At 46.5% G+C, this 12,264-nt stretch carries 13 protein-coding genes; 7 read left to right on the forward strand and 6 right to left on the reverse strand.

Translation table 11 applies throughout. The features are described from left to right. Nucleotides 1-267: 267 nt before the first annotated feature. Complete coding sequence (locus tag LZU85_RS10790; protein ID WP_237287073.1) at nt 268-657, forward strand: rhodanese-like domain-containing protein; 390 nt, start codon at nt 268-270, stop codon at nt 655-657. A 252-nt stretch (nt 658-909) separates the two neighbouring features. Here LZU85_RS10790 and yegD read toward each other — a convergent pair whose 3' ends face one another. After that, a complete protein-coding gene (gene yegD, locus LZU85_RS10795; RefSeq protein ID WP_237287102.1) occupies nt 910-2,262 on the reverse strand; it encodes a molecular chaperone in 1,353 nt (450 codons plus the stop codon). 336 nt (nt 2,263-2,598) lie between these two features. On the opposite strand from yegD, the gene yiaY reads away from it, so the two are divergent. Continuing rightward, nucleotides 2,599-3,747, forward strand: coding sequence for an L-threonine dehydrogenase (gene yiaY, locus LZU85_RS10800; RefSeq protein ID WP_176298223.1), 1,149 nt, complete (start codon nt 2,599-2,601; stop codon nt 3,745-3,747). Nucleotides 3,748-3,862: 115 nt separating this feature from the next. Here yiaY and LZU85_RS10805 read toward each other — a convergent pair whose 3' ends face one another. After that, on the reverse strand, nt 3,863-4,465 hold the full coding sequence (locus tag LZU85_RS10805) for a DUF1294 domain-containing protein (RefSeq protein ID WP_176298224.1): 603 nt from the start codon (nt 4,463-4,465) through the stop codon (nt 3,863-3,865). A gap of 135 nt (nt 4,466-4,600) precedes the next feature. On the opposite strand from LZU85_RS10805, the gene LZU85_RS10810 reads away from it, so the two are divergent. Both LZU85_RS10810 and LZU85_RS10815 read left to right on the forward strand, forming a co-directional pair. Continuing rightward, nucleotides 4,601-5,683 (forward strand): PQQ-dependent sugar dehydrogenase, encoded by a 1,083-nt coding sequence (locus LZU85_RS10810; protein WP_237287074.1) that lies wholly within the window; start codon nt 4,601-4,603, stop codon nt 5,681-5,683. A gap of 148 nt (nt 5,684-5,831) precedes the next feature. Then, nucleotides 5,832-6,443: an HAD family hydrolase gene (locus tag LZU85_RS10815; RefSeq protein WP_237287075.1), complete on the forward strand. Its 612-nt coding sequence runs from the start codon at nt 5,832-5,834 to the stop codon at nt 6,441-6,443. A 93-nt stretch (nt 6,444-6,536) separates the two neighbouring features. Here the strand turns inward: LZU85_RS10815 and LZU85_RS10820 are convergent, their stop codons facing one another. Beyond that, the gene (locus LZU85_RS10820; protein WP_176298227.1) at nt 6,537-6,962 is read right to left on the reverse strand and encodes a hypothetical protein; all 426 of its coding nucleotides are present in this window, start codon (nt 6,960-6,962) and stop codon (nt 6,537-6,539) included. Between the two features lie 271 nt (nt 6,963-7,233). Between LZU85_RS10820 and LZU85_RS10825 the strand changes: the two genes are divergently transcribed. Beyond that, nucleotides 7,234-7,776 (forward strand): hypothetical protein, encoded by a 543-nt coding sequence (locus LZU85_RS10825; RefSeq protein ID WP_237287076.1) that lies wholly within the window; start codon nt 7,234-7,236, stop codon nt 7,774-7,776. Between the two features lie 80 nt (nt 7,777-7,856). On the opposite strand, the gene LZU85_RS10830 is transcribed toward LZU85_RS10825, so the two are convergent. Together LZU85_RS10830 and LZU85_RS10835 are read right to left on the reverse strand one after the other, a co-directional pair. Continuing rightward, the gene (locus tag LZU85_RS10830; RefSeq protein ID WP_237287077.1) at nt 7,857-8,264 is read right to left on the reverse strand and encodes a ribosome recycling factor family protein; all 408 of its coding nucleotides are present in this window, start codon (nt 8,262-8,264) and stop codon (nt 7,857-7,859) included. A gap of 2 nt (nt 8,265-8,266) precedes the next feature. Beyond that, the gene (locus LZU85_RS10835) at nt 8,267-8,641 is read right to left on the reverse strand and encodes a YbbD-related protein (protein ID WP_474001639.1); all 375 of its coding nucleotides are present in this window, start codon (nt 8,639-8,641) and stop codon (nt 8,267-8,269) included. A 189-nt stretch (nt 8,642-8,830) separates the two neighbouring features. On the opposite strand from LZU85_RS10835, the gene LZU85_RS10840 reads away from it, so the two are divergent. Both LZU85_RS10840 and LZU85_RS10845 read left to right on the forward strand, forming a co-directional pair. Next, nucleotides 8,831-9,337 (forward strand): GNAT family N-acetyltransferase, encoded by a 507-nt coding sequence (locus tag LZU85_RS10840; protein ID WP_237287079.1) that lies wholly within the window; start codon nt 8,831-8,833, stop codon nt 9,335-9,337. Between the two features lie 340 nt (nt 9,338-9,677). Continuing rightward, nucleotides 9,678-11,240 (forward strand): amidohydrolase family protein, encoded by a 1,563-nt coding sequence (locus tag LZU85_RS10845; RefSeq protein WP_176298232.1) that lies wholly within the window; start codon nt 9,678-9,680, stop codon nt 11,238-11,240. A 43-nt stretch (nt 11,241-11,283) separates the two neighbouring features. On the opposite strand, the gene LZU85_RS10850 is transcribed toward LZU85_RS10845, so the two are convergent. Continuing rightward, complete coding sequence (locus LZU85_RS10850; protein WP_237287080.1) at nt 11,284-12,246, reverse strand: helix-turn-helix domain-containing protein; 963 nt, start codon at nt 12,244-12,246, stop codon at nt 11,284-11,286. Nucleotides 12,247-12,264: the final 18 nt, after the last annotated feature.

Genomic DNA, 12,264 nt, shown 5'->3' on the forward strand with positions numbered 1-12,264 from the left:
AAGCAACTCATTGATACTAACGAACTCCCAAACAGAATGAAAGCAAACAGTTATTCACTTTCGATCGCACTATTTGACATATTTAACACTATCGCCACTTACCAAGCTAAACGTCGTTCTAGGAATAACAATTAAATGATAGAAGTCACAATCTAGACTTAAAAACGAGACTTCTCCTGTCGTTCGGAGAATGATTGGACACATTGTTTGCATCCTCTCCAATTTGTTGAGAATACGGACAGGTAAGCGGTGTCATTAGGAGTCTTCATGCGACAAAAAAACCAACAACAAACTCAGTGGTATACACATTGGCGCGCATTTTTAAGCCTGCTGTTGCTAAGTTGCGTTTCCTCCTTCGCTCATGCGTCAAATCGCGCAATGGAAGCGTGGGAATGGATCGAACAAGGCGCACTCGTTGTGGATGTGCGTACACCCGCCGAGTTTCAGCAAAAACACATTGAAGGGGCAGTAAACATCCCTTTAAATGAACTGGCGAAAGGCTTTAGTAAGATCGACAAGGGCCAGCCAATAGTTCTGTACTGCCGCAGTGGTAATCGTTCCGGCCAAGCGTACGATTTCCTCACGCAATCTGGCTACACGCTGCTGTTAAATGGTGGAGGCATTGAAGAAATGCTGGCCGTCAAACCAGAAGAATAATCCATCAAGCAGAAATGAAGAAGGCGCTCAATCCAGAGCGCCTTTTGTGCTTTTTAGCCAGCGAAAAAAGCTAATGCAAACACCACGACCATCATCACTACAATGGTAATGAATAGTGTGGATGGTTTTCCACTACCACCTTTCGGCGCTTGATTACAACATCCCATAAGTCACCTTACTTTTGGATTAACGACTAGAATAGGTATAAACCTTTGCCTTGGGGTAAGGTCAAACGGTAATGCATTAACGTAATCAGCGAAAACAAACCTCCGCCCAACGCGCGAGACCTGCGGTGACTGAGCCGAAGTAGTTGCCGCTGACAACGGGTACATTCGGTAACTCGCTCTCTACAGCTTGGCGTAAGATCGGTGAGCGAGCGGAACCACCCGTCATAAAGATCACATCCGGTTTCACGCCACCTTGTTCCACCGCTTCTTTCACTAGCTCCACCATTTTGCTCTTTGGTGACTCAATTGCTTCAATCATTTCGCTCTGGCTCACATCCACATGTAAGTGTTCCGAAAACAGATTGAGGGCAACTTGATATTGTTCACTATCCGACAAGGCAATTTTTGCCTCTTCAGCCCGTCTGACGATCTGATAACCGAGCGTTTCATGGTAAACCTTGAGCAGGCGCGCCAGTTTCTCTGGCTCTTGGGCTTCTTTGTGCAGCAGCTTCAGCGCCGCTAGATTGGCTCTTCCATAGAAGTCGTTTTGCGCTTGAACGTTGTTAATGGCGATCGGGTTCCAAAACTGCGTCCTGGGCATATCAATACCACTCAGTGCTTTGCTGCCAAACCCAAATGGCGCCATCAGTTGACGAAACGCGAGATAAATATCGAGGTCGTTACCACCAATTCGCTGGCCGGAATGGGCAAGCAAGCTGCCTGCACGCTCGGTTTTTCCACGCCAGCTTGGCCCCATTTCAATCAGAGAGCAGTCAGTCGTGCCCCCGCCAATATCGACCACCAGCACGGTTTTGTCTTGCTGCAGGCTTGCTTCGTACTCTAGACCTGCCGCTACCGGCTCAAATTGAAACTCGATGTGTTTAAAACCAGCACGTGTCGCCGCGCGACGTAAAATGCCTTCGGCCTGATGGTTTGCCTCTTCACCACCTCGCCCATGGAAGTTGACCGGACGGCCAATCACCGCATCACGAATCACCGCTTGCGCCGAATGTTCTGCGTTGGTTTTGATGTTGGCCATCATGGCGCAAACCAGATCTTCGAAGAAGCTCAGTTGCACATCATGCAGGCCAGAGGCGCCAAGAAACGATTTAGGTGATTTAACGTAATAGAGATCCGTTGGGTCTGCCAAATAGCGATCAAGCGCCGCTTGGCCAAACACCACATCTTCAGGGTGCAGCTCAATGCTCTCTTCTCGATTGACGTTGATGGCTCGGCGCAATACCTGTTCACCCACTTTGTCTAGTGGCTTGATATCGCGATGACGAAATAAATGCTCGGAAACCGATTCACGCGTCGGGGCGGAAAGTGTTGAAGGAATATAGTGACTGGATCCTTCAATAGCGAGTAGCTCTGGCTCGCCATCTTGCATTCTCGCCACTGAACAATTCGCTGTTCCATAATCGAAACCAATGTACATAACACCTCCTGCCGAAAAAAGGTCGGCAATGCTAACGCAGCGCCCATCAAATAGCCAGTAAAAGCCAAACAACTGGTAACCAAAGCAAACGTGATTTTTCGCTTGCATTAAGGAGACACCAAGTAATCGATTGCTTTAACAGTCATCGATTATGACTTTATTATCAATAAGATAACGAAATTTATGTGCAACAAGATCCTGTTCACAGTTCCTGCTTTTAGGGAGGGCTTTCCCTCCCCCAACTTGTTTGAGATCAAATTTAACTTCACCATTCCTATGACAAAGTAATAACCAGAAGAGGAATCATTATTAACTAACAACGATGGAGCAATCCAAATGGCAAGTGCATTTTTTATCCCTACCGTGAACCTAATGGGCGCTGGCTGCCTAAAAGACGCAGCAGATAGCGTTAAGGCTCAAGGTTTTACCAAAGGTTTGATTGTTACCGACAAAATCCTAAATCAAATCGGTGTGGTCAAGCAGGTGCAAGACCTTCTTTCTGAGCGTGGTGTGAGTGCAGTCGTGTTCGATGGCACACAGCCAAACCCAACAATCAGTAACGTAAACGCAGGCTTAGAGCTTCTGAAGCAAAACGATTGTGACTTTGTGATCTCGCTAGGTGGCGGTTCTCCGCACGACTGCGCTAAAGGTATCGCCTTAGTGGCTTCAAATGGTGGCACCATTGCAGATTACGAAGGTGTCGACAAATCAGCGAAACCAATGCTACCGCTGATTGCGATTAACACCACCGCAGGTACTGCGTCTGAAATGACTCGCTTCTGCATCATCACCGATGAAGCACGTCATATCAAAATGGCAATCGTTGATAAACACACCACGCCGCTTATCTCTGTGAACGATCCGGAACTGATGTTGGCAAAACCCGCATCACTAACGGCGGCAACAGGTATGGATGCACTGACTCACGCGGTAGAAGCGTACGTTTCTATTGCAGCGACGCCGATTACCGATGCAGTTGCGATCAAAGCGATTGAGCTTATCCAAGCCCACCTTCGTACTGCGGTTGCACACGGTGACGATATTGAAGCGCGTGAGCAAATGGCGTACGCACAGTTCATGGCGGGTATGGCGTTTAACAATGCCTCTCTGGGTTACGTGCATGCGATGGCGCACCAGTTGGGTGGCTTCTACGATCTACCACACGGTGTCTGCAACGCGATCTTGTTGCCACACGTACAACGTTACAACGCACAAGTTTGCCCAGAGCGTCTACGCGATGTCGCGAAAGCAATGGGGGTGAATGTCGAAGGTATGAGCGCAGAGCAAGGAGCAGACGCAGCGATCGAAGCAATTGTACAGCTAGCAAAAGATGTGGGCATTCCAACAGGTATTCGCGAGCTTGGTGCAAAATCAGAAGATATCCCAACCTTGGCTGACAATGCACTCAAAGACGCTTGTGGTTTCACTAACCCGAAACAAGCAACACACGAAGAGATCTCGGCGATTTTTGAAGCAGCAATGTAATCATCTCAAGGTGTTCGAGTTGATATGAACAAAGCGCTCTTCGGAGCGCTTTTCTCATTGTGACATTGACGTTTAAATGGAGTATTCCTAAACAGAGGTCATCATGCTCGAGGCACTAACCAAAACCCGGAATCAAATGAAGTGGTAACCGATCCAACATCAAGTAGAGATAGCTCTTGCCATAATCGGTTAATGTCCAGGCAAAGCCCGCCATGTTAATCATCGCCATCAACCAACTCATCACGAGGAAAGGTGTATTACCCACTTTATGACTCAAAACCACATGAGCAAAGAATGCCCCGGGCCAACCGCCAATCAATGCCAGAACATAAAACAACATTTCTGGTACTCTTGGCTTGCTCTCCTTGGCTGCGGAGACATCAAATGCGCATATCACAAAAGTGACTGCGCTGATAAAGAAATAGTGTAAGACGGCTAATGCCGGATATCTGAACAACCAAATTCCTGCGAAAACAGCAGTGAGAAAAATAATGGCCACCCCAATAGCAAAAGAGAAAACAAACGCTTTTTGTACTGTCACTGCGATAACTTGACCATGCTTGTTACGCTCAACTTCAAAAGTAACCACATCATGCAGCGCCGCTGTGCCAATAACTTCTGCTTTATTGAAATAAACCATTTCTCCTGAACCATCGATTTTTATAAAACCATTACCTTTGTCTTGGCTCCATTGAGCAATTCTTCCTTTGTACGCCATACTTATGCCCCAAAAGTGATTGATTTAACAGAACACAGCTCTCCTAGTGGATAAGTATAGGTCAGAATTCGACGGGTATTGGGTATATACTCAAACTAATCAAGTCAAAGGGATTCCGCCAAAAGGAACGTTGCAATGAAATGGACAAGTCTGTGTTTAGGAACCGTGCTGCTGGGGCTGGTGTCGTTTTCCACTCTAAGTGAGGAATTAAAACTAACGAAAATCGCTTCGGGTTATCAAATTCCTTGGGGAATGGAATTTATCGACAGTGCCAACGCCGTCATTACCGAGAAAAATGGCCGTATTTCGTTGCTCGATGTCACTCAAGGTCAGAAAACCCCACTCTATCAAGTCACCAATGTCGACGACTCAGGTCAAGGCGGCTTGCTTGATGTTGCCTTATCCCCCATCACACGTCAGCAGCTCTATTTTACCTTTTCGAAAGAAGTCGATACTGGCACAACCGTGGTACTGGCCACAGCCCGTTTGCAAGACAAAGCGCTCTCCGACTGGCGAGAGCTGTTTGTCGCGGATGCGGTGTCAACAACCGGTCGCCACTTCGGCAGTCGTATCGCCTTCGACGACAACAATCACCTTTATATCTCCATCGGTGATCGTGGCGTTCGAGACAACGGCCAAGATCCGAGCAACCACGCTGCCACCATTTTGCGCCTGACACTCGATGGAAAAACACCCAGTGACAATCCTTTCATCAACAATAGCGAAGTGAAAAAGGAGATATGGAGCTATGGTCATCGCAATCCGCAAGGGCTGTTTTTCGATGGCAAAACGCAGCAACTCTGGTCTGTTGAACATGGTCCAAGAGGCGGCGATGAGATCAACCTCATCCAAGCCGGAAAGAACTACGGCTGGGCGAAAACCTCCCATGGCAAAGAGTATTGGGGCCCAGTACGCGTCGGCGAAGCAGAATCATTACCGGGCATTGAAGAGCCATATTGGGTCTATATACCATCAATCGCACCGAGCAGTTTGGTTCTGTATCGCGGTGAGCGTTACCCAAGCCTCAACGGCAAGCTGCTTATCGGAGCGTTAAAACTCACCCACGTCAATGTGGTAAGTGTAAAAGACAGCAAACTTGAAGAGATTGGCCGCCTATTTGAAGCGTTAAATGAACGGATTCGTGATATTGCCATCAGCCCTGATGACTATCTGTACTTCACCACTGATAACGGCAACATTTACAAAATCGTTCGGTAATCAAAAAGGATTGCCAACCACAAATACAGTGAAGTCGTGCTTGTTATCTGCGCTTTTCTTCTGATTTTCGAGGCAGATACAAATAATCACCATATAAATTTTCGGGAAAGGGATAAACTGCGATGAGCGCTAATAAAATGGACGCCACATGACACCGATAGCACTAGAAATCAAAAGAATACAAGCAGTAGTGTTTGATTTGGACAACACCCTTGTCAGCTGCGAACTCAATTTCTCACAACTTAGAGCCGAACTAGGTTGCCCGCAAGAGATGGATTTACTCAGCTTTGTGGATGCGATTGAAAACCACGATGTTAGGCAGCAAGCTGCGCAGACCATTTTGGATCGCGAACTTTCCGATGCGCAGCACGCCTCCCCGCTTTCAGGTTGTCACGATTTGCTTCACTATCTCAGAAAAGAAGGCATTCGTACGGCAATTGTGACCCGTAATTGCCTCGAAGCAAGCGAGTTGAAACTGCGCCACACTGGTATTGAAGTAGAGGTACTGTTAACTCGCGAGCACGGTGCACCCAAGCCAGATCCTCAATCGCTCATCACGTTAACGAAGCAATGGCAGTTGTTGCCAGAGCAAATACTGTATGTCGGTGATTATCTTTATGACCTGCAAGCAGCTTTCAATGCGTCAATGCCCTCTTGTTTGGTGACTAATGGTGAAGACAAAGGGTTTTCCAGCCAAGCCTCTTTGTGCGTCGCTACACTGGATGAACTATTGCAAACGTTGCAACAGCAACGTGCTTAACTCTCCACTCACTGCGGTCAACCCAATGCCCGTTTACTGAAAAGAAAAGCGCCATTCCGGCGCTTTTCTTCATTCGATTGATCGTTTAATCCGTTAGATAACGCATTCAGTGGCCATCTCAGCTTTTTGAGTGGCTTTTTCAATCAACTGTTGAAGATTTTTGTCAGCAACTGTTGCCATCACTTTGTCCAATAATGCTTGCGCACTATTTTCTGAAGAAGCACTGACTAGGCAGGAATATGTATTTGCGATTTTTTCCTGCGCACTCAATAGTGCTTGTGGATCGCTCAAGTCCGTTGACATTAAATCTTCCACTGACGCTACGAGTTCTGTCGCTGTCGCGGCGGCTTCACCGAACTGCTCTAGGGTCAAGGTACTAAAATCGAACGATTCAACCTGCTGGCTTATCTCATCTACAGCTTTGTTCGCTGCAAGTTGTGCTTGCTCAATAGCTTTGGATGCATCGTCACACCCCCAAAGAGCAGCCAGCGATACCAACATTACAACCTTACTTTTCATCTGCAAACTCCACTGATATTAGATTTCCATCAAATGCTACTCAAAACCCTCTATAAAACGAATAGAAAATCCGTAAGCATATATTGCTTAAGCCGTTTCGACTTTTTATCGCGGCTAAACAAGATGGCCGCCCGTTGTTCAATCACCATTGCCTTGCGCCACCATGTAGATCTCTCTCGCAATTGCACATCGAAAAATGCCGTTTACCAAGCAAACGTTCTCTGTAAGCTTATAATTCTTCGATAAAAAGTAACGATTAAGGAAACAAAAAATGAAAGCCTCTACTCTGGCGATTGCAACGATAGTCATGCTCACTGGCTGTGCATCAGACCCCTTTGGCCAGCTATCCAATGATCATCAATTGACAAATCAACCCGTAGCAGCAATGCAGATTTTTCCGAGCAACTTCCAAGTAGCGGTTTACTCTGGTACAGAGAAAGATGGCTATTTCGTACCAAATAAAATGATTTATGACGATCAACCACTCTCTGATTTTGCCGTGTTCAATGTAGAGCCCAACCAACTGATCGCAATCTTGGATGTCAAACCAGCCACCAGCAAAGATAAGCGAGACAAATTTTCTATTTGTTACCAAGGCGGTTCGGTTTTAGCCTTCTCTGTTCCGGAAGTCGCTACAGATAACACCTACTACACTGCATACTTTAACTACCGTTATTCATCGGGACGTTTATCAACGGATGTCTACGACAACGCGGAAGAGGTCAGCAAGCAAATTTTTGCCGATGCCTACCCCAACTTGGGGCCTATTGAAGCGTTGCCAGTGAAGCAGCTAAAGGTAAAAGAAGGCTGCTAAATGCAGCCCAAGGTATCGATTAAGTTAAAAGAGCCATTGATCGTGGCTCTTATCTCATTTGCACTAACCGCTAAATCCGCTTACAAACCCTCAGCAGAAAAGCGTGCACTCCTTGCTTGTGATAAGCTGCAGTGCGTTTGCGACATCAACTCCGCCAAGGTAATCGCCGGATTTTCCATCACCAAACGCTGTAATTTGTCTTCCAGCGGTTCCAGCTTCTCGCTGTGTGAAGCCAACGCCAATTGCATTTTTTTGAGCAAGTAGCTGGCCGAGTTTTCTTCCAAGCGCCTTACTTGGTCATAAAACGCCTGCAGTGCTAAGGCTTCGCCAGCAATTTGCCAATGGCGAGATCGACGAACGCGCTTAAGTTCACAACCATGATCCGCGGCCACGCTTTTCAAGTGCTTTGTCGTCTCCCCACCAATACGATGAATCAAGGACGGCAAAGCAATCACAATGATAGTGTCTGCTGTTTGCTTTATTCTCACTGTTATTCTTCACTGTCCTTCACAATGTCATCATTCGACGTCAGTTGATAACGCACATGGCCTTGCTCACCGAGAGTAAAAATCCAGACACTATTGTCCGATTCAAATCGATATTGATTTTCGCTCTCTAAAGGCTGTAGCTGGCTAAGAAACTGCGCCATCTCTTTCTCTGCAATGACAAACGAACCTTGAGAGGTGTTGTTGTCCAGATCATTCGCCACCTCAATTTGCGTGGTCGACACAGGCAGAACATCTGGCAGCCACCCTCTTTCAAAGAGTTGATCCGCTTGAGCCTGTTGGTAATTATCATAGTGGCTTTGAACTATATCAGAGCATCCCGCTAAAACGAGGAGCAAAAGAAGAAAACGCGCTTTCATCGGTCTATCCATTTATTTCAGTGATAACAAGCGAGCAAAAATCGCCAAAACATTCAGCGAAATTGTATAAGAAAAACGACTTGGCGTTTGTACCGCTCTGTCAAAGATTGGTAAGAACTAAACTGCTTTTTTCTATTGGTAATAAGGCGTACAGTGCCAACGCATTTAAAAACAATGAGGAAGATTAGCATGGCACTATTGTGTGAAACCGAGCGTTTGATTGTTCGCCATTTTGAGCTGAGTGACAGCGATTTCATCATCCAACTGCTCAACCAAGCGTCGTTTATTCGCTACATTGCTGATAAAAACGTGCGCACCACCGAAGCTGCGATTCAATACCTCACCAACGGCCCCATCGCCAGCTACCAACACTACGGCTTTGGTTTAAGCATGGTGGCGCTCAAAGCGTGTGGCACGCCTGTTGGTATGTGCGGCGTGCTAAAACGACCAGAGTTGGAACACCCAGATCTCGGCTACGCGTTTTTAGAAAAACATTGGCGCCAAGGCTATGCAGAAGAAGCCGCCAAAGCAGTATTGGCAAACGCTTTTGAACGTTATCAGTTGGAGCAGATTTTGGCCGTCACGCTACCAGACAACCAAGCCTCCAATGGATTATTGCAAAAACTCGGCTTTAGCCAACTTGGCACCAAAGAACTCTATGGCATGCAGAATAATTTGTACGGTATTGTGGGGTAGCAGATCACGCCAAGCCACACCTTTACTACCATTTCACCTTATCTATCACGATAGCTCCGTCGAACTCTGACTGGCAAAATGACGACCAACAGCAAGTTAAGTGAATTTCGCCGAACGTTTTTCCGCAGATAATGTAAAAACGTTCTTATACTAAAAAGAAAGAGTTGCGCTTCACTCTTCGAACATCACACAGGTGTAATGGCGCGAAATGACCTTACGAAAATTCGCTCGCCTGATTATATTGAGTTCAACTTCTGAACAACGGTAACAAACGATGCGTTTTTTTTCTCAAACCTTCGTTTCCACCTTTTAATCAATGTTAACTAACTGGAATTTTGTGATGAAACCAATAAAACAGTTTGTAAAAAAAGCGTCAGTGATAAGCCTAAGTCTTCTTTCTCCTTTTGCACTTGCCGCGAGCTACGATACCGTCATCCTAAATGGTAGAGTCATTGACCCAGAAACCAAATTTGATGCCATTGCCAATATCGGTATCAAGGATAACCAAATTGTCACCATCACGACGGATGCCATCAGCGGCGATAAAACCATTGATGCCACTGGAAAAGTGGTAGCCCCAGGTTTTATTGATGTTCACGCCCACGGGCAGAATATTGGTGACTATCGCATGCAAGCGATGCAAGGGGTCACCACCATGTTGGAGTTAGAATCCGGCGTGCTACCCATTTCCAGTTGGTATGATGAGCAAGGCAAGAAGGGATTACCATTGAACTATGGCGCCGCAGCAGGCTGGACATATGCTCGAATCGCAACCTTTAGTGGTACCCAACCTGAAGCCACCGCGGACTATTTTCAAAAAGCGCAATCACGCAACGATTGGAAGATGGATATCGCAACCCCTGAGCAACAAGAGAAGATTCTTAAGCTGATCGAGCAAGGATTGGATGAAGGAGGCTTAGGCATCGGTATTAATGCTGGCTATGCACCAGGCCATGGACAAAAAGAGTATTACGCCCTAGCGGAGCTTGCCGCGCAACGAGATGTGGCAACCTATACACACGTTCGCTATGCCAGTAATGCCGAGCCACAAAGCTCTTTTGAAGCGGTAAAAGAACTCATCGGTAATGCGGCGATTACAGGGGCTCATATGCATTTGTGCCACATTAATAGCACATCACTCAAGGACATCGATACCATTTTACCTATGGTCGAGAAAGCCAAAGAACAAGGGATTAATGTTACGGTAGGCGCTTATCCCTACGGTGCAGCAAGTACGGTTGTTGGCGCGGCGATGTTCCAAGGTGAAGGGTGGCGTGAGCGAATGGGCTCGACTGCAGAAAACTTCCAGCTTGGCAAAGAGCGTATGTCTGAAAAACAATTGGCTGACTATCAAGCGAACAATCCGGGAACCTTTATTGTTTGGCACTTCCTAGATGAGAATAACCCAGAAGATCTGGCGAAACTGGATGCGTCAATTTTAAGCCCAGATGTACTCATCGAATCCGATGAAATGTTCTGGATGCACATGGATGAAGAAGGGCATGTAGACAACTATGCTGGAGATGAATGGCCGCTACCAAAAGATTTGTTCTCTCACCCTCGTTCGAATGGTACTTTTGCCAAAGTGTTGCGTGTGTATGTCAGAGAGCGTGCGTTGCTTTCGATGTCAGAAGCCATTCGTAAGATGACCCTAATGCCTGCGCAGCTGCTCGAAGATTTCGTTCCGCAGATGAAAAATAAAGGCCGAATTCAACCTAATATGGATGCCGACATTGTTGTCTTTGACCCAGAAACCATCTCTGATGTCGGTACTTACCAAGATCCAAACCACCCTGCAGTAGGTGTACATTGGTTGCTGGTCAACGGTGAAATCGTGGTGAACAATAGCGAATTAGACACGACAGTGAAAGCCGGTAAAGCGATTCGCCGTACAAAAAAATAATCCAACAATGTAACCAAAGAGAGTCGAAAGCGCGTAGTTCATACTACGCGCTTTCTTTATTGCGGGTACGATACTGCGCTGGAGTAACACCAGTCCAACGACGAAAAGCACGATTAAAGTTAGACAGATCGTTATAACCACAACACCACGCCACTTCTTCCGAGGTCATCTTTTCTTGCAAAAGCTGTTTTGCCGTCTCGACCCTCGCCTCATCCCGAAGTGCTTTTAATGACAGGCCCTTCTCCGCCAGTTTTCGCTGCAACGTTCGTGAGGACATATGAAGAAAACCAGCAAACCAATCGACAGTAAACCACGGCAATATTGCGTACGTATGGGACAAACGCTTAATTCGCTCCACCCAATCAACCTCATTTGTCGTCAATGAAATGGGTTGATACTCCTTATCAAGCTCGATCTTAATAGCACCGAACGGATGTTCAAAACTGAAGCGTGTATTGGAGAACTCAAAAGGAAGTCCTTGTGCCAGGTGTTTCGAAAAGCTCATATAGACGTGCTCTGGAACCCATTCTTTACCCAAAAATAGGCGACACATTGAGAGCAAAGCGTATGAACGATACCACTCTGTTTGATCAAAACCGAGCGTCGAAGGATGATAGGCGCCACGATGGCAGAGATACCAATCCCCATGAATTTGCTCCACCCAAATAACCACGTGGCTGCTCAGCTCTGGGATCATTTGTATCACGGTTTCTATCGCTTGCGACAAATCACCACAACGGCGGATATTGCTCTCTAGAGAAGGCGAGATTTGAGATAAAGTAATCAGCTTCCCTACTTCCAATCCGACTTTCTTATTCGAGTGTCGAACCATCGCCATAAGAAACGACATTAACTGTTGAGAAGAGAGCCACACTTGGCGAGACTCGATATCATGTGGAATTTGATATTGATCGGCGACCGCTTTCCAGTCAATGCTGTTTTTCTCAAAATACCGGATAAATGGCAGCAAATTGCTCGAGCTGGTCGTATTAATGTTGTGCGACATGATTGCTCATCCTTGGCG

The sequence above is a fragment of the Vibrio floridensis genome (genome assembly GCF_021852965.1).
GTDB classification, from domain to species: domain Bacteria; phylum Pseudomonadota; class Gammaproteobacteria; order Enterobacterales; family Vibrionaceae; genus Vibrio; species Vibrio floridensis.

Bases quoted from the DNA above. Each gene is read 5' to 3' on its own strand.
- LZU85_RS10790 (WP_237287073.1), top strand. From the start codon at position 268: ATGCGACAAAAAAACCAACAACAAACTCAGTGGTATACACATTGGCGC.
- yegD (WP_237287102.1), bottom strand. From the start codon at position 2,262: ATGTACATTGGTTTCGATTATGGAACAGCGAATTGTTCAGTGGCGAGA.
- yiaY (WP_176298223.1), top strand. From the start codon at position 2,599: ATGGCAAGTGCATTTTTTATCCCTACCGTGAACCTAATGGGCGCTGGC.
- LZU85_RS10805 (WP_176298224.1), bottom strand. From the start codon at position 4,465: ATGGCGTACAAAGGAAGAATTGCTCAATGGAGCCAAGACAAAGGTAAT.
- LZU85_RS10810 (WP_237287074.1), top strand. From the start codon at position 4,601: ATGAAATGGACAAGTCTGTGTTTAGGAACCGTGCTGCTGGGGCTGGTG.
- LZU85_RS10815 (WP_237287075.1), top strand. From the start codon at position 5,832: ATGACACCGATAGCACTAGAAATCAAAAGAATACAAGCAGTAGTGTTT.
- LZU85_RS10820 (WP_176298227.1), bottom strand. From the start codon at position 6,962: ATGAAAAGTAAGGTTGTAATGTTGGTATCGCTGGCTGCTCTTTGGGGG.
- LZU85_RS10825 (WP_237287076.1), top strand. From the start codon at position 7,234: ATGAAAGCCTCTACTCTGGCGATTGCAACGATAGTCATGCTCACTGGC.
- LZU85_RS10835 (WP_474001639.1), bottom strand. From the start codon at position 8,641: ATGAAAGCGCGTTTTCTTCTTTTGCTCCTCGTTTTAGCGGGATGCTCT.
- LZU85_RS10840 (WP_237287079.1), top strand. From the start codon at position 8,831: ATGGCACTATTGTGTGAAACCGAGCGTTTGATTGTTCGCCATTTTGAG.
- LZU85_RS10845 (WP_176298232.1), top strand. From the start codon at position 9,678: ATGAAACCAATAAAACAGTTTGTAAAAAAAGCGTCAGTGATAAGCCTA.
- LZU85_RS10850 (WP_237287080.1), bottom strand. From the start codon at position 12,246: ATGTCGCACAACATTAATACGACCAGCTCGAGCAATTTGCTGCCATTT.